This window comes from Desulfosporosinus nitroreducens, assembly GCF_023897015.1.
Taxonomy (GTDB): Bacteria; Bacillota; Desulfitobacteriia; order Desulfitobacteriales; family Desulfitobacteriaceae; genus Desulfosporosinus; species Desulfosporosinus nitroreducens.
The window spans coordinates 85510-102012 of the sequence record NZ_JAMHFY010000003.1; the positions used below are offsets into that span (position 1 = coordinate 85510).

Genomic DNA, 16503 nt, shown 5'->3' on the forward strand with positions numbered 1-16503 from the left:
GCAAAAATAATTTCGTGATTAAACGTTTAAGTTATGGAGGTGCTTATGATGTACACCCAATCCGTGAAATATGTAAAAGATCCGCTTTGGGCGTGGAAAAATTTTGTCGAGAGGGGTATCGCTGATGCAGTGCTTACACGTCCAGAGATCCTAGAATCTTGGCAGCGCTGTCGGAAACTTGGCGTAAATGCTTATGATGGCATAGGTAAAGATAGATTGGATCAAAAGGAATTACAACAACTTATCCTTTTTAACTCTCAATTAGTAGAGGTAGCCAAACCCTTCATGCATACCGTCTACCAAAGTGTTCAAGGTTCGGGATTCATGGTTGTGATTACAGACAAGGAAGGGAGGATTTTGCACACTTGCGGAGATTCAGGGATTCTGGATAAAGCTGCAAGTACAATTCGATTTATAAAGGGTACAAACTGGTCGGAACAGGCTGTGGGGACCAACGCGATCGGGACAGCATTGGCCATGAATAAAGCCATTCAAATTTCTGGGTCCGAACACTTTTGCCAATCACATCATTACTGGACGTGTTCTGGAGCCCCGATTCACAACTCTCTCGGGGAAATTATCGGATGTTTTGATATCTCCGGCCCTGCCGAATATGTGTATTTACATACATATGGGATGGTTGTGGCGGCGGTAGAAGCCATAGAAAATCAATTGCGGAAGGAAGAAATTCAGGAGGAAAAGAACAGAGCATATGAATTATTGAGTGCTGCAACGGAGAGTGTGACTGAAGGCTTGCTGGCCGTGGACAAGGAAGGTCGGATTATTCATATCAATCCTGTTGCTCAAAAAATACTCGGCTTGAGCAAAAAAATAGAGACAGGCCAACTTCTAAAATCGATCCTCGGCCCTAACGAGAAGTTCAGTGAAATGGCTAAGCAACTTCTCTGGAAAACGGATGTGGAAATTGTGCAAGATCAAGGACGGGACCGAATTCATTGTACTTGTTCAGCCCGTCCATTTTCTAAGAAGGATGGCTCAATTGCCGGTGTGGTGTTTACCTTACGGGAAATTAATAAGGTTCGCCGTTTGGTAAACATGATGGTAGGAGCTACTGCTCGTTTTTATTGCAAGGATATTATCGGGGAATCTGGAGTGATGAAAAACGCCTTGAAATTAATTTCAGTCGCTGCAAATTCCAAATCCAATGTTCTTTTGACTGGAGAAAGCGGTACGGGGAAGGAATTGTTTGCCCAAGCGATTCACAATCACAGCAGTCGCACGGAAGGTCCTTTTGTTGCAGTAAATTGTGCAGCCCTGCCACGAGAACTTATTCAGAGTGAACTCTTTGGATATAATGAAGGGGCCTTTACTGGAGCAAAGCGAGGGGGAAATCCAGGAAAGTTTGAACTGGCCAATGAGGGGACCATCTTTCTGGATGAAATCGGTGATATGCCCATGGAATTGCAGGTAAACCTTTTGCGGGTTTTGCAGGAGCGGAAAGTAACGAGGGTTGGTGGAGAAAAGGTAATTCCTGTTAACGTGCGAATTATTGCAGCGACCAATAAGGATCTAAAGAGGGCCGTCGAAGAAGGGCGTTTCCGAGAAGATTTGTATTACCGCTTAAATGTATTAAGCATACAAATCCCACCCTTAAGGGAGAGAGGGAAAGATATTGAACTCTTAACCATTCATTTAATAAACATTTTCTCGGAAAACTTGGGTAAAGAGATCGATGGAGCTGAGCAGGAGTTTTTCGAGGCCATTCGTAATTATTCCTGGCCTGGGAATGTAAGAGAATTACAAAATGCGGTGGAATATGCCATGAATGTGGCTGAGGGGGAATATCTCAGCGTTACGGATTTACCCCGCAGCATACATCGGCAGCCGAACTATTTGCAAGAAATGGGGGAGGTCATCTCATTAACAGAAATAGAGCGGATTACTGTTGAGTCAACATTAACCCGGTTTAATGGCAATATTACCAAAACGGCAAAAGCTTTAGGAATTGGACGCAATACGTTATATGATAAGTTGAGAAAGTTGGGGGTTAGAGCATAGACTGGAATTGACATTACGATTGACGTGAAAGAAGTGCCTGGAAAGCGAACACTGATCGCTTTTCGAGCACTTTTTAGCGTTCTAAAAAAATGAACTAAGTCGCTCAAGTGCGAGTTTTTCAGAGAGTCTATAAGCAAATATAGGGTAGAGAAGTAACTGGTATAATATTTGCAATATTTTGGATAGAGAGAATATCAAAAAAGGAGGAAATGAACATGAAGCTGAAGGGTAAAGTGGCCATTATTACCGGGGCCGGAAGGGGTATAGGGAGAGGAATTGCTTTACGATTAGCGCAAGACGGGGCTGACGTGGTGGTTAACGATATCAATAGTGAGACGGTGAACAAGGTAGTAAAAGAAATTGAAGCATTGGGGAGAAAAGCAATAGCCATCGTAGCCGATGTCAGCAACGGGACGGCGGTTTACGCAATGGTAGAACAGGCAGTAGCGGAATTCGGTAAACTGGACATAATGGTAGCTAACGCAGGCATTGCTCAAGTTAAACAGGCTATCGAGATCACAGAAGAGGACTGGGATCGGATTTTCTCCGTAAATGCTAAAGGAATATTTTTATGCGATCAGGCTGCTGCCAAACAGATGATTAAACAAAAGAGTGGAAAAATAATTAATTGTGCCAGCATAGCCGGGCATTCTGGGTTTAGCTTACTGTCTTCCTACAGCGCTACCAAATTTGCGGTAGTAGGATTTACACAGGCTTTAGCCAAAGAGCTAGGGCCTTTCGGAATTAATGTCAATGCCTATTGCCCGGGGATCGTCGGTACCGATATGTGGGATCTTATCGATGAGAAGATGGGTATTTATCTAGATTTGCCTAAAGGGGAAACGTTGAAAAAATACACAGAGCTCATAACTCTTGGCCGGGTAGAGACGCCGGAGGATGTCGCTTGCTTGGTTTCCTATTTGGCGTCGGATGATGCTAACTATATGACTGGTCAATCCATTAATATTTGTGGCGGCATTATAATGAGTTAACATATAGGTTTGGTTAGCTACTATGTTAATTTCTCAGGATAAGAGGTTAAGTTTTGGATAGTTCAGGTTTTTGAGCACACTTAAAATGGATAGATTTAAGATTAGGACAGAAGGAAACAGAAGTGCCTGGAAAGCGAACTGCGTTCGTCTTTTAGGTACTTTCTGTTTTCATGGCAATGATGAGAAACAAGCTAGTCTATGCTAGTGGCGTAAACAGTCAATTCTTGGCACAAAATTTGCAATATATTGAAAATTGGCTGGCCAAATTAATAATAAGGAGGTATTTCGAGAGAAGTAAACCATTGGAGATTTTGTTTTAGAACAATTGTAAATGGAGAATTTTTGGAAAGAAAGGCGATTTAATTGGGAGGTGTATGAGTTTGGATGTTCCAACCAATACGGCGGGGAAGGGCGGTAAGATTATTAGCGCTAAAAAACAATTCGGTTTATCCGTTAATCCGATCACGTATGCAATGGCACACTTAACAATAATTCTGGTAGTTAGTCTAGTGGTTTGGAATGTGTTTGCGGATCCAAAGCAAGGCATATGGAAACTCTACCCACAGCCCTTTGGTGCTGTCATGTTCTGGTTCATTTTAGAGGTCGTATTCCTGGCATTTAATGGTGAGCTATGGCTCTTTCATCGGCTAAAGCAACCCTTAGCAGGATTAGTTACATTTTTTACCGGCGCAGTTTTAGCTTTTCTAACAGTGGGAATACTCGTTTTCGGCATCGGAAGTTTTGAACCGGCTTTTAATCCAAGCGGAGCAGGTTGGACCGCAACCGGCATGATTGTCCTAGTGGGTTTTTACTTTTTCGGTATCTTACCAACAAATATGGGGCATTGGCCATGGGTGGATTTAGGGCTAAAGCAACCCTGGGTAGGGATTATAGAGTTCTTTGTAGGGTTTTTCTTGGCGTTTTTGGGTTATCTGGTATTAATTTATCCGAGCGTAGCTAGTTGGTCCCAGAGTGGAAAAGTAATTCTTCCCTTGGTCACAGCGGTCGGTTGGTTCTATTCAGTTATTGTCTCTTGGCTTACGACAGCTAATGCCTTAGATAACTGGCCGTGGAGCCGATTGGGTTCCAGAGCCAAAACGGCTCTGGGATCACTCTTTGGCAACTTTGTCATCGGGACAGGAATATATTTCTTGTTTTTGGCTTTGCTTAGAAATTTTCTGATCCCCGTTGAGGCACAGAAATCTCTGGGAGTTGCGATTACAATGTGGCCAGCTCAATTAGGGGTGTGTATCTTGTTTTGGGTCTTAACCTGGGCGACAGTCTTTGACAATCAACCTTTAAATACAGTCTCAAAAAAGGTTGTAAGAGTAGTAATTACTTACGGTCTCGGGCTGATAACGTTTTGGGTTTATACCCGGTGGTTTGCGATTTCGGTACTGCATGAAGCTGAGATCAGCAAAGGATTCGGTGGAGATCCTTTAACGTGGATCGATTTAATGATTTTAGTCATGTTGACTTATGCCGTATATTTTGGTTCTTATGGCTTAATCAAAAAGAACAAATAAGGTTTGGAATTCCCAAAGTAACTATATATTTTTAAGGAGAGATGATCTATGAAAGCAGCAGTCTGGTATGGAAGAAAAGATGTTCGCGTTGTGGATGTACCGGAGCCACCTACACCGGGTGAAGGGTGGGTAAAAGTAAAGGTTAAATGGTGTGGAATTTGTGGTTCCGATCTCCATGAATACTTAGCTGGGCCAATTTTTATTCCCGTTTCAGTGCCCGATGCGCTCACAGGCAGTAAAGCACCCATTATTCTTGGACATGAATTCTCCGGAGAAGTGGTAGAAATCGGACCAGGAGTAAAAAACGTTCAGGTTGGAGATCGGGTTGCCCCTGATGCTTGCCAAGTGTGTTGGGAATGTTATCATTGTAAACGCATGAATTACAGTATGTGCGAAAAATTAGCGTTTACTGGGTTGATGACAGATGGCGCCTTTGCAGAATATGTCAATGTACCAGCCTATACGTTGTATAAAATTCCGGATGATATGTCCTACGAAGTAGCGGCTGTCATCGAGCCAATAGCAGTTGGGATTCATGCCGTCCGAAAGGCACCTGTCATCGAAGGAGATATAGTCGTTGTCCTAGGCGGGGGGACAATCGGGCTCGCGACATTACAAGCTGCTAAGGCTGCTGGAGCCAGTAAAGTTTATGTGATTGAAATGGCTAAGGCTAGAAAAGAATATGCTTTAAATATGGGGGCAACGGCAGTCTTCGACCCGAGAGAAGTAGACGTTGTTGCCAAAATCAAGGAGCTTACCGACGGATTAGGAGCGGATATTTCTTTCGAATGTATTGGGAATGAGAAGACGGCACCACTGGCCATACAATTGGTGCGAAAAATGGGTAAAGTTGTCATGGTAGGTATCTTTGAACGTGAGAGTACGTTTAACTTTTTCGAGATTACGGCTAATGAAAAAGAGATTATAGGATCTTTGGCCTATAATGGAGAGTTCAGTACGGCGATTGCATTAATGAATGATGGCCGGATCCAGGGAGAACCCATGATTACAGGAAAAATTAAACTCGAGGATATTATTGAAAAGGGATTTGATGAGCTGGTAAACCATAAAGAAGAAAATATTAAAATTTTGGTTTCGCCGTTCTAAAGTTTTTAACTCGTTAAAAAAACGCCTAGGAGTATTTTACTTTCGACCTAGGCGTTTTAAAATCCGATTTAAACAAGGCTATATGAATATGCTGTTGAATCCGTCAAGGAAGATGACCTTATTTTCGTCCAACGTTGTTCATTCAAGGTTCCGGAAAACTGCAAGGAATTGGGTAGGTAATATATGATGAAACTGAAGGGTAAATTAGACATTGAAACATTAGGAAAGAACTGGCTAATTGAAGTAGAAGCCCATCCAGAAGAAATGAATTCGATATTCTTTGTAGGGAAGAGTGTAAATCCCAGAGACATTAGGGTAACTAAAAATTTTAACGCATTGCCTTTGTTGCTTCCTTACTGCGCAAAAAGTCCAACTTGTAAGTTTCGATATACGGAAGGGTGTGAACGTTGTGGACGTTGCGATATGGGGGAAGCTTATCAATTAGCAGAGGAGTTTGGGATGGAGCCGGTTACGATACAGAACTATGAAATGCTTGAGCAGGTTTTACAGAGTTTGAAGGAACAAGGGTGCAGTGCTTTTATTGGAACGTGTTGTCAGACCTTTTTAACTAAACACCGGCACGATTTTGAACGTATTGGCTTACAAGGTGTACTCATTGACATTGATAATTCGACCTGTTATCATCTGGGCAAAAATAGGGAAGCCCATCAGGGGACTTTTCAAAACCAGACTCGATTAAAACTTGATCTCCTTCGCAAAGTGTTAGATAAAGTAATAGTTTCAGATGAAGTTGGTAGAAAATAATTGGGATAAACGATAAAAAATTTATAGTTTTAAGTAAGGGGCATAAATGAAAAGTTGCTTAGGAAACGAATTGACTTTGTTTCCTAAGCAACTTTTTTTATACTAGTCAGAAAGTAAAAATTTTTGTTCAGCTTGAATTTTAAAACACCTTCAATGAAGTAAATACAACTCGTGTTGCAGGGTATTTCGGCAATATTATAGCTAAGTTTTTTCGTGTTAAGCTAACTTAAATTTCGCAATAAACTGACAAATTGTTCGAAAACCGAACAGTGTTCGTTATTAGAACCGGTCGTTCGTAGCAACTTCTGTTGCATAGAGAGAATTAATAGTTCTAAACAATATTAGCTAACCCTTGCTAGCAAGGAGCTGTCAGTTATTAATGCTAATTTCTGAAAATTTTTAAGTTTGGCATACATTTTGCATATTTAATGATATTGTGGAGATTTTGCAATATCTGAATGAAATAGGCGTATAAGTTAATTTTTCGTCTTTTATCCTTAATTGGTTATTTATGTAGGAAATGTAAAATCGAATCACATTTAGCAGCAAAGACATGGTGGTTAGCAAAGGGGGGATAGAAGTAGAGGGGACAATCTATAGCGACTTGGACTTCTATGTTAATTGAACTAGGTTAGATATAAGCAAAAAACTTATTCGGATGAGGAGTGATTTTTAGTGGCGCTTAGTAAAGAACAAATGCTTGATTTATATCGTCAAATGCGTATGATCCGTGAATTTGAAGAGACCGTGGCCAAATTTTTTTCACAAGGTCAAATTCCTGGTTTTGTTCACCTGTACATTGGTGAAGAGGCTGTGGCTACCGGAGTCTGTGCGAACTTAGAAAAACAGGACTATATCGCCAGTACTCATCGGGGGCATGGGCATGGGATTGCCCGTGGAGCATCGCTTAACAAAATGATGGCTGAGATTTTCGGTAGGGCCGACGGAGAATGTAAAGGAAAAGGCGGTTCCATGCATATTGCCGATGTAGAACTAGGTTTTCTTGGCGCGAATGGAATTGTGGGTGCAGGTTTACCTTTAGCAACCGGGGCAGGTTTTGCCGCTAAATATATGAAGACTAATGGAGTTGCGATCTGCTTTTTTGGGGACGCATCATCGAACCGCGGTACATTCCATGAGTCATTGAACATGGCGAGTATTCAAAAATTGCCGGTAGTTTTCGTCAACGAGAATAATATGTACGGAATTTCGATGAGTCAGGAAAGGCATCAAAACATTACGGACATTGCAGACCGTGCAGGGTCCTACGGAATGCCTGGTATGGTCGTTGACGGCAATGACGTTATGGCTGTCTACGAGGCAGCAGAAGAAGCTGTGAAACGTGCTCGTGCTGGCGGAGGACCCGTCTTAATTGAATGTAAAACTTATCGGCATCACGGCCATTTTGAAGGGGATCCCTGCGTATATCGGTGTGATGAAGAAGTGAACACCTGGAAAGCGAAAGATCCTTTGCCGCGGTTCGTGAACCGTTTGCAAGAAATGAAAATGGCTACAGAGGCAGAAATTAATCAAATCGATATTGAAGTTAAAAAGATAATTGCTGATGCGGTTGAGTTTGCTCAGAATAGTCCTGTACCATCTCTTGATGAACTCACGAGCGATGTTTACTGCGACTAAGGAATTTGAAGGGGTGAGATTATTATGGCAGAAAAGACGTATTCCCAAGCGATTAATGAGGCCCTCGAAGAAGAAATGCGTAGGGATGAGAAAGTTTATATATTAGGAGAAGATGTTGGAGCCTTCGGTGGGTGTTTTGGAGTAACAACAGGGCTTCTTGAAAAATTCGGTGCTGAAAGAGTGTTGGATGCTCCGATCTCTGAGACTGCGATCATGGGTTCAGCTGTAGGGGCTGCAGTCGCTGGTTTACGCCCAGTTCCAGAAATTATGTTTGTAGACTTCGTAGGTGTCTGTCTAGATGAGTTGCTTAACCAAGCGGCAAAGATGCACTATATGTTTGGTGGAAAGGCAAAGGTACCGCTGACGTTAAGGATGGCCGGCGGGGCCGGAGTGGGTGCAGCGGCCCAACACTCACAAAGCCTGGAAGCATTTATGTGCCATATTCCAGGGATTAAAGTAGTTATGCCTGCGACTGCAGCAGATGCCAAAGGTTTGTTGAAATCGGCCATCCGTGATGATAATCCGGTCGTATTCTTAGAGCATAAAGCCCTTTATGGGGCAAGTGGGGAAGTCCCGGAAGGGGAGTATACTATTCCACTTGGCAAGGCGGATATCAAACGGGAAGGAAAAGATGTCACGATCTTAGCCTATTCTATGATGCTTCATAAAGCGTTAGCGGCTGCGGAAACCTTAGCTCTAGAGGGAATCGAAGCAGAAGTGATAGATCCTCGTACGCTTGTGCCGTTTGATAAGGAAACGTTGTATAAATCAATAGAAAAAACCGGACGACTGGTTATCGTGCATGAAGCTGTCAAACAGGGAGGATTTGGAGGGGAAATCGCAGCAATGGTTGCTGAAGAATGTTTTGATTCTCTCGATGCATCAATTAAAAGGGTAGCGGCACCCTTTACCCCTATTCCTTTTGCATCGAACCTGGAAGCGGCCTATATACCGGATGAGGCTAAAATTATAGAAGCGGTGAAATCCTTTTTCTAGCACCAGTGTACTAAAATCATTCTCCGAGAAGGGCGGCCGATCTTCGGTTGCCCTTAGCTCTTGGGTAGGAGGAGAAGACTATGATTGCAGGAATTATTGCCAATCCCGCTTCAGGAAAAGATATCCGCCGTTTGGTGGCTCACGCCACGGTCTTTGATAATCAGGAGAAAGTGAATTTGATCCGGAGAATCTTGCTCGGGCTTCAAGCGGCAGGGGTTCAAAGGGTCTGGTTTATGCCAGATTATTTTGGCTTCTACGAGCGGGCTTTAGATGTTTTCAGCGGTGAGAATCAATTAACCATGGAGACAAAGCTCTTACCCATGCAGTGGAAGGCGAATCAAGAGGATTCGCAGTTGGCAGCAGCCAAAATGGTAGAAATGGGTGTTAGTTGCTTGGTAACCCTAGGTGGTGACGGAACGAACCGAGTTGTATCTAAAGGAGCCGGGGAGGTTCCTATTATGCCTGTTTCTACAGGAACTAATAATGTTTTCTCAGTTATGGTGGAAGGAACCATAGCGGGATTGGCAGCTGGTTTAGTTGCGACAGGTGCGGTAGAACAAGAGTATTCTCTTATTCAGACCAAAAAGCTGATTATCTATATGAACGGTAAAGCGGTGGATATAGCCTTAATAGATGCTGTTGTGCTAGCTGAGCAGTTCGTCGGTTCCCGGGCCATTTGGGACATTGGTAAGATCCGGCAGATTGTGGCTACGTGCGGCGAGTCCTTTCATATTGGTATCGCGGCAATTGTCGGTGCCCTGCATCCCATCAATAAGAGAGAAGCCAAGGGGATCAACTTAATAGTCTCAGAAAGTGGCGAGCAAACGCGGGATTCTACTCAAGGCTCCTCAATCCAGGTAAAAGCAGCAGTAGGACCTGGTCTGATTCGATCGGTTCCTGTCCGCTCATACGAGTTAATAAGCCCCGGTCAGAAAGTAGTTGTACGTCATGTCCCTTGTGTTATAGCGGTTGATGGAGAAAGGGAGATTTTTGTCGGTCCAGAAGACTGTGCCGAAGTAGAACTAGTGCAGACAGGGCCGTTTGTGGTCGATGTCAAAAGCACCTTAAACCGTGCTGCGAAAAAAGGTTTATTCATAAATCGTTAAATCTGCTAAAAAGCAGAGCAAACAAGTTTGAAATTAGGAGGTAAAAGAAAAATGGCACAAATTATGCTTATGCCCAAATTAGGTTTAACAATGAAAAAAGGAAAAATAGTAAGCTGGCTAAAAAACGAAGGGGAGGCGGTTGCCCTAGGAGAAGCTCTCTTAGAGGTGATGACGGAAAAAGTAAATATTAAAGTTGAATCACCTTATAATGGAGTACTTTATAAGATTATCGGTGCTCCAGGCTCGAACTATCCGATCTCAGTTCCGCTTGCTGTTTTGGCGGAAGAAGGGGATGGTGCCGCTGCATTAGAAGCCGCTCTCGATGAGGCGAAAAGTGTTTTACAGGCGGCACTAGCAGGTGGGAGTGACGACGCAGAGAAGAAGAAAGAAGCAAAACCTGTTAAGCCGTTTGGGGTTTTTGCTGGTACTGGTAAGGTATCCCCTCGTGCGGCTAAACTCGCCGATAAAGAAGGCGTTGCGCTTGGATTAATTAATGGCAGTGGTCCAAATGGCAAGGTTGTTGAAGAAGATGTTTTAAATTACATCGCTCAGGTCAAGGGAGAGACAACTTCCGAACTGCGTCCCATTGATCCTCAGAGCATGCGGGGCGTCATAGCGGATCGAATGATTAAGAGTCGGAGAGAGGCTGCCCATGTCACCCTCATGAAAGAAGTGGATATGACCTCATTGAAAGATGTTCGGGAGCAATTAAATGCGTTGGGTGCTGACAAACGAGTAAAATTCTCCTTTACAGATTTCCTTGTTAAGTTTACGGGACAGGCTTTAGCGGAATTCCCGCTTGTGAACTCGCGGAGCACTGATAAGGAAATTGAATTAGCCAAATCGATCAATGTTGGGGTAGCTGTCGCCTTGGAAGAGGGGCTCGTCGTTCCCAATGTGAAAAATGTTCCGATTCTTACGCTTGAACAAATTTCGGCTAAAATTAAAGACTTGGCAGCGCGAGCTCGCAATTCTGAACTTGACCCGTCAGAGATAGAACAAGGGACGTTTACGATTACTAATTTGGGGGCTTACGGAGTGGAGGGCTTTACACCCATTATTAATCGGCCGGAAACCGCCATTCTCGGTGTTGGAACGATAAGACAGAAACCAATCATGGTTGATAGTCGCTTAGAAAATCGTTCTTTTATGACGCTCAGCCTTTCTCTGGATCATCGGATCATCGACGGTTCACTCGCTGCAGACTTTTTAGGCCGTCTTATAGAGATGTTGGAAAATCCCTATCCTTGGTTCCAGTTACAGCCACAAGGCAATGACGATCTTCTCATCAAGACCGGAGGCATAGAAACACCTCACGATCTATTGGAGGCGTTTTCCGGTGGGTTGGCAGAGCTGAAAGAAGATGCCCCAGAATTGGCAATTGGTTTTGAAAGCCTCATGGCACCGGTTTTTTGCGAAGGTGAATTGGGGATCATGGAAAAAGAATTAATGGCGGTGGCCGTCGCCATTTATGGCAAATGTGAGTACTGTATTGCTGCTCATGTTTATAATGCCATGAATGCTGGAGCATCTGGTGATCAAGTAATGGAGGCTGCTGGAGTCGCTGTTGCTTTTGGAGGCGGTCCAGCAATGGCTTATACCGTAACAAAAGTTCGTGAATGCGTCAAAGCTTTTGGCGGTTAAAGAAAGCGGGGATAACCGATGGTTGGATCTTTTCACCCCACGTATCTTCTTGACCTCGGGAAAGCGGACTATAAACCGGTTTGGGAACTTCAGAAGAATTTACAAAATCTCAGGATTAGAGGTCAGGTCGCGGATAGCTTTATCTTGGTCGAACACCCTCCCACAATCACGTTGGGAAAACTCAGCAGCAGTGAGCATATCTTGGTTGGTGAAGAATGGCTCGCTGCTCATGAATTCCAGGTTTTTCAGATTGAAAGGGGAGGAGATGTTACTTACCACGGTCCGGGCCAACTTGTAGGCTATCCCATCCTAGATCTCCGCGAATACAATAAGGACGTCCATTTGTTGGTTTATAAATTAGAAGAAATGCTAATACGAACGCTTTCTGCCTTTGGAATTAAAGCGGAGCGACGTGTTGGATTTCCCGGAGTCTGGGTTGGTGAGAAGAAAATTGCCAGCATTGGTTTAGGGGTAAATCATTGGGTGACAATTCACGGTTTTGCTCTTAACGTTAACCCGGATTTGTCTCAGTTTAATACCATTGTCCCTTGCGGCTTGTCTAGTGTGCAAATGACTTCGCTTGCAGAAGAACTGAAACGCTCGATTAGTATTTCCGAGGTCAAAAATAGGGTCATTGAAGAAATGTGTGCACTTTTTCAATGGGAAATTCGCTCTCTATCCCAGGATGTGGAGAGCTTGTTGCTTGCTGACGGTCTGAAAGCACAAGTTTTTCGACCAAGTTGGTTAACGGTTCAGGCTCCTACAGCGGGTGTGATGGAAGTAATGGAAGGAGTTTTGGCGAAGGGTCGCTTGCATACGGTCTGTGAGGGAGCATGTTGTCCCAACGCGGGTGAATGCTTTGCTTTAGGCACCGCCTCGTTTATGATTCTTGGCGACGTCTGCACCAGGAGATGCCGTTTCTGCGCAGTAAGCAAAGGGATCCCCTGTCCTCCCGATCCGGCAGAAGCGGAAGCGGTGGCGGAAACCGTCAAAACCCTTAACCTTAAACATGCTGTCATCACATCAGTGACACGGGATGATTTACCAGACGGCGGAGCAGGGGAATTTGCGCGAGTTGTGAGAGCCTTGCGACAAAAGACTCCCCTAACAAGTATTGAATTATTGATTCCGGATTTAGCTGGATCAGAACAAGCGCTGGAAACTGTTCTTGCCGTTAAGCCAGAGGTCCTCGGTCACAATATCGAGACGGTACCCGAGCTTTATCCTCGCGTGCAGCCGGGGGCAAATTATGAGCGTTCGTTGAAGGTTCTGGCCGATGTTAAGAGACTTGATCCTACGATCAAAACTAAAAGTGGTTTGATGGTTGGTCTTGGAGAGAAAACACAGGAAGTTTGTCGTGTTATGGAGGACTTGCGCGCGGTAGGGTGTGATTACCTTACTATCGGTCAATACCTGCAACCCACGCCTAAACATTTACCGGTAGAAGGGTTCATACCTCCAAGTATGTTTGCCTGGTATCGGGAGCAGGCCCTCAAACGTGGCTTTGAAAAAGTGGAATGTGGCCCCTTAGTCCGCAGTTCCTATCATGCGCAACCATAACGGAGGTGGAAAGTATGGCAATTATTGAAGGATACAATTTACCCGATGACCTCTACTATACTGAAGACCATGCCTGGGTGAAAGTAGAAGGAAATTTAGTCAGAGTAGGAATGAATGATTTTGCCCAGAAATTGGCGGGAGATATCTCGTTTGTTAAACTACCCAAAGTCGGTAAAGATGTACCAATAGGTAAACTTCTCAGCTCTATGCAATCAGGAAAGTGGGCGGGACGTATCGAGGTACCAGTAACAGGTAAGATCGTGGAGGTCAATAAAGAGTTATTGCATGAACCACAAAAGATGAATCAGGACTGTTACGGAAATGGTTGGATCGCGCTGATTGAGCCTAGCAATTTCCAGGAGGATTTAGTTAAACTCATGGATGGGGCGAAGGCCGCAGAGTGGCTTAAGGGAGAAATTGCCCGGAATGTTCCGGGTAAGGAGGGGTAGTTATGGAGCAAGCTTTGCGCGAAATATGTGGGTCAAGGGTCACAACCGACCCGTTTGAACTTGCCCCATATGCTAAAGATGTCGCCTATGTCCCCGCTATTCTGGTCCATTTACTCACAAATCCCCTCCCTAAAGCCGTGGTTCAGCCCATCTCGGCAGAAGAAATCTCTAGTTTGATTAAGTGGGCCAAGCAAGGCAAAATACCAGTCACAGTCCGGGGCGGAGGCTCTACCGCCTATTTCAATTGCATTCCGATGAAGAGTGGTTTAGTGATTGATACGAATCGCCTCCAAGGATTTTCGGAAATCGAGCTAGACCAGGGGAACCAGAAAAAAATGGTCTGGGTCAAAGCAGGGATGACTTGGAAAGACCTCGATGACGGATTGCGACAGCAGGGCTGTGCTGTGTGCTCTAGCCCAAGCAGTGCACCCTCCGCTACGATCGGAGGATGGGTTTCCATGGGAGGCTTAGGTATCGGCTCTGTTCCCTATGGCTCAGTTCACGATCAAATTATGGCCATACGGGGTGTGACGGCCACAGGAGAAATCGTGGAATTATCACGACCTGACAAAAGCCCTGCAAGGAACCAGGGATCTGAGCAATCAGACTTACAATTTAATGACTTGATGGGTACTGAAGGAACCCGGGGAATTATTACGGAGATTAAGTTGTTGGTTCGTGACGTTCCAGAAAAAGAGGAACATCTACTAGCCATCTTTAATAATGCAACGGATACTGGTGTGATGATGTCTTGGCTGGGTGGAGAACATTTTATGTCTCTGTACAATGTTCATTTTAGTAGTCCAGAATTCATGATGTCGCTCCAGAAAGCTGGCTACGCTCATGAAATCCCTCCAGGAAAGTATAGCCTGGAAATTGATCTAGAGGGCAAGCGTGACGAAGTGGATCAAGCGGTTGCTCACATCAGAAAACAAGTGAAAGTTCTAGGCGGGACTTTATTGCCTGATGGAGTAGGAGCTGAGGAATGGGCCGATCGGTTTAAATCTCTCCGGCTTGAACAAACACTTCCTTCCCTCCTAGCGGCAGAAATGACACTCCCGGTCCGTAATTTTGCGGCCTTTTATGAGAGGTTAAGTAAATTGGGCCAAAAGACCAATACCCTGTGCGTTACGTATGCCCATCTCGTGTCTCCTGACATGGCCTTGGTGATGGTTCTTTATCCTTCAGATGAACTGAACCTGATCCGTTACATCGTCGATCTGAGTTTTACCAGCAACCTTTACAAGTTGGGACACCGCTTAGGTGGTAAACCTTATGTCATTGGCTTTTGGAATACTCCCTATTTAGGAAAAATATATGACAAGGGAGAAAGAGAACGCCGCCGCCAGCGCAAACAAGCGGCAGATCCATACGCTATGCTCAATCCCGGAAAGGGCTACAATCCCCCGAATATTATTTTGAACAGCTATGTCTTTGGTTTTGCGATGATTATGATTGGTCTCTTTCGACCTATGGTCCTTAAAATCCTCAAAGGAGGCAAAGGACAATGAAAACGATTGAAGAACTTCGGGAGCAAATAGCCAAAACCAGTTATATTTGTGGCAGCTGCGGCAGTTGTCGTAGCGTCTGTCCCGTTTACCGAGAAATTGGTTGGGAATCCTCGGCACCTCGCAGGAAAATTGCTTTGGCCAAAGAGGTATTCCTGAAGAAAAAGGAGAAACAAGCCACGGGTCAATACGCTCAGCGTTTGCAGGAGTGTACGTTGTGTGGTAAATGTGCGGAAATATGTGCAGCTGGGATTAAAACACGTGAGCTTTGGTTGAATCTGCGAGAAGATTTAAGGGCTCGGGGGATGGAACATCAGAACTTAACACAAATGGCTCTGCAAGTTAAAACGACCCACAATATCAGTACGTTCCCAAATGAAAATCGCCTTGACTGGGTGGACGATTTAGATGAGGTTGAAGTAGAGGTATCCAAAGCCGGAAGTGAGGTCGCCTACTTTGTAGGATGTGTGTCTTCCTTCTATCCGATGTCGGCCGGAATCTCTCAAAGTATTGTCAGCTTATTGGACCGAGCAAATGTTAATTATACCGTTCTAGGAAGTGAGGAATGGTGTTGTGGCTTCCCCCTCCTCGCTTCGGGAAACTCCCAACAAGTCCTTGAATTAGCCAAACACAATGTGGAAAAGGTACGCGCTCTGGGTGTCAAAACCTTAATAACGGGCTGTGCCTCCTGTTATCATACCTGGACACATGAATATCCGACGATTCTCGGGGAAGATCTTGGCTTTGAGGTGCTCCATGCTACACAGTATCTGGCTGGATTAATCCGTACAAAACAATTAGAGGCTGGCAATATAGATGAGACCGTCACTTATCATGACCCCTGCGATTTGGGTCGTAACAGTGGAATCTATGACGAGCCCCGAGAACTTTTACAGGCCATGGAGGGGGTAAACTTTGTAGAAATGCCTCATCGCCGAGAGATGGCCGACTGTTGCGGTGGGGGAGGGAATCTAGCCGCCGTAGATAAGGAGTTAAGCCAAGCGATTGCTGTGAAACGGGTACGTGAGGCTGTGGCAACTGGGGCAACTATTTTAACCTCTGCGTGCCAGCAATGTGTACAGACTTTGCAAATGGCGGCAAGACAGGAAAAATTACCACTTGAGGTCTTAGATGTTACAGAGTTATTATGGCGATCCTTGGAAGAATAGTGTATTCACCTTCCTGAAATAGAA

13 protein-coding genes are annotated in these 16503 nt (G+C 44.6%); all 13 read left to right on the forward strand.

The genetic code is table 11. From position 1 onward, the window contains the following. Positions 1-45 precede the first annotated feature (45 nt). The 13 genes from M8E35_RS04380 to M8E35_RS04440 all read left to right on the forward strand — a co-directional run bounded on the left by M8E35_RS04380 (position 46) and on the right by M8E35_RS04440 (position 16479). Entirely contained in the window at positions 46-2019 is a 1974-nt protein-coding gene (locus M8E35_RS04380; protein ID WP_252467559.1) for a sigma-54-dependent Fis family transcriptional regulator, read from the forward strand. Between the two features lie 215 nt (positions 2020-2234). Continuing rightward, positions 2235-3011: an acetoin reductase gene (locus tag M8E35_RS04385; RefSeq protein WP_252467560.1), complete on the forward strand. Its 777-nt coding sequence runs from the start codon at positions 2235-2237 to the stop codon at positions 3009-3011. A 380-nt stretch (positions 3012-3391) separates the two neighbouring features. After that, complete coding sequence (locus M8E35_RS04390) at positions 3392-4537, forward strand: hypothetical protein (protein ID WP_252467561.1); 1146 nt, start codon at positions 3392-3394, stop codon at positions 4535-4537. A 48-nt stretch (positions 4538-4585) separates the two neighbouring features. Next, positions 4586-5644 (forward strand): 2,3-butanediol dehydrogenase, encoded by a 1059-nt coding sequence (locus tag M8E35_RS04395; protein ID WP_252467562.1) that lies wholly within the window; start codon positions 4586-4588, stop codon positions 5642-5644. A 183-nt stretch (positions 5645-5827) separates the two neighbouring features. Beyond that, entirely contained in the window at positions 5828-6409 is a 582-nt protein-coding gene (locus M8E35_RS04400; protein WP_252467563.1) for a DUF116 domain-containing protein, read from the forward strand. A gap of 675 nt (positions 6410-7084) precedes the next feature. Then, positions 7085-8047 (forward strand): thiamine pyrophosphate-dependent dehydrogenase E1 component subunit alpha, encoded by a 963-nt coding sequence (locus tag M8E35_RS04405; RefSeq protein ID WP_309446441.1) that lies wholly within the window; start codon positions 7085-7087, stop codon positions 8045-8047. A 24-nt stretch (positions 8048-8071) separates the two neighbouring features. Beyond that, positions 8072-9043, forward strand: a complete 972-nt coding sequence (locus tag M8E35_RS04410) for an alpha-ketoacid dehydrogenase subunit beta (protein ID WP_252467564.1) — start codon at positions 8072-8074, stop codon at positions 9041-9043. 80 nt (positions 9044-9123) lie between these two features. Then, entirely contained in the window at positions 9124-10149 is a 1026-nt protein-coding gene (locus tag M8E35_RS04415; protein ID WP_252467565.1) for an ATP-NAD kinase family protein, read from the forward strand. A 51-nt stretch (positions 10150-10200) separates the two neighbouring features. Then, positions 10201-11793, forward strand: coding sequence for a 2-oxo acid dehydrogenase subunit E2 (locus tag M8E35_RS04420; RefSeq protein ID WP_252467567.1), 1593 nt, complete (start codon positions 10201-10203; stop codon positions 11791-11793). An 18-nt stretch (positions 11794-11811) separates the two neighbouring features. Beyond that, a complete protein-coding gene (gene lipA, locus M8E35_RS04425; protein WP_252467569.1) occupies positions 11812-13353 on the forward strand; it encodes a lipoyl synthase in 1542 nt (513 codons plus the stop codon). 14 nt (positions 13354-13367) lie between these two features. Then, positions 13368-13802, forward strand: a complete 435-nt coding sequence (locus M8E35_RS04430; protein ID WP_252467570.1) for a glycine cleavage system protein H — start codon at positions 13368-13370, stop codon at positions 13800-13802. 2 nt (positions 13803-13804) lie between these two features. After that, entirely contained in the window at positions 13805-15313 is a 1509-nt protein-coding gene (locus M8E35_RS04435) for an FAD-binding oxidoreductase (protein WP_252467571.1), read from the forward strand. Then, on the forward strand, positions 15310-16479 hold the full coding sequence (locus tag M8E35_RS04440; protein ID WP_252467572.1) for a (Fe-S)-binding protein: 1170 nt from the start codon (positions 15310-15312) through the stop codon (positions 16477-16479). The genes M8E35_RS04435 and M8E35_RS04440 overlap by 4 nt, the downstream gene beginning before the upstream one ends. The last annotated feature ends 24 nt before the right edge of the window (positions 16480-16503 follow it).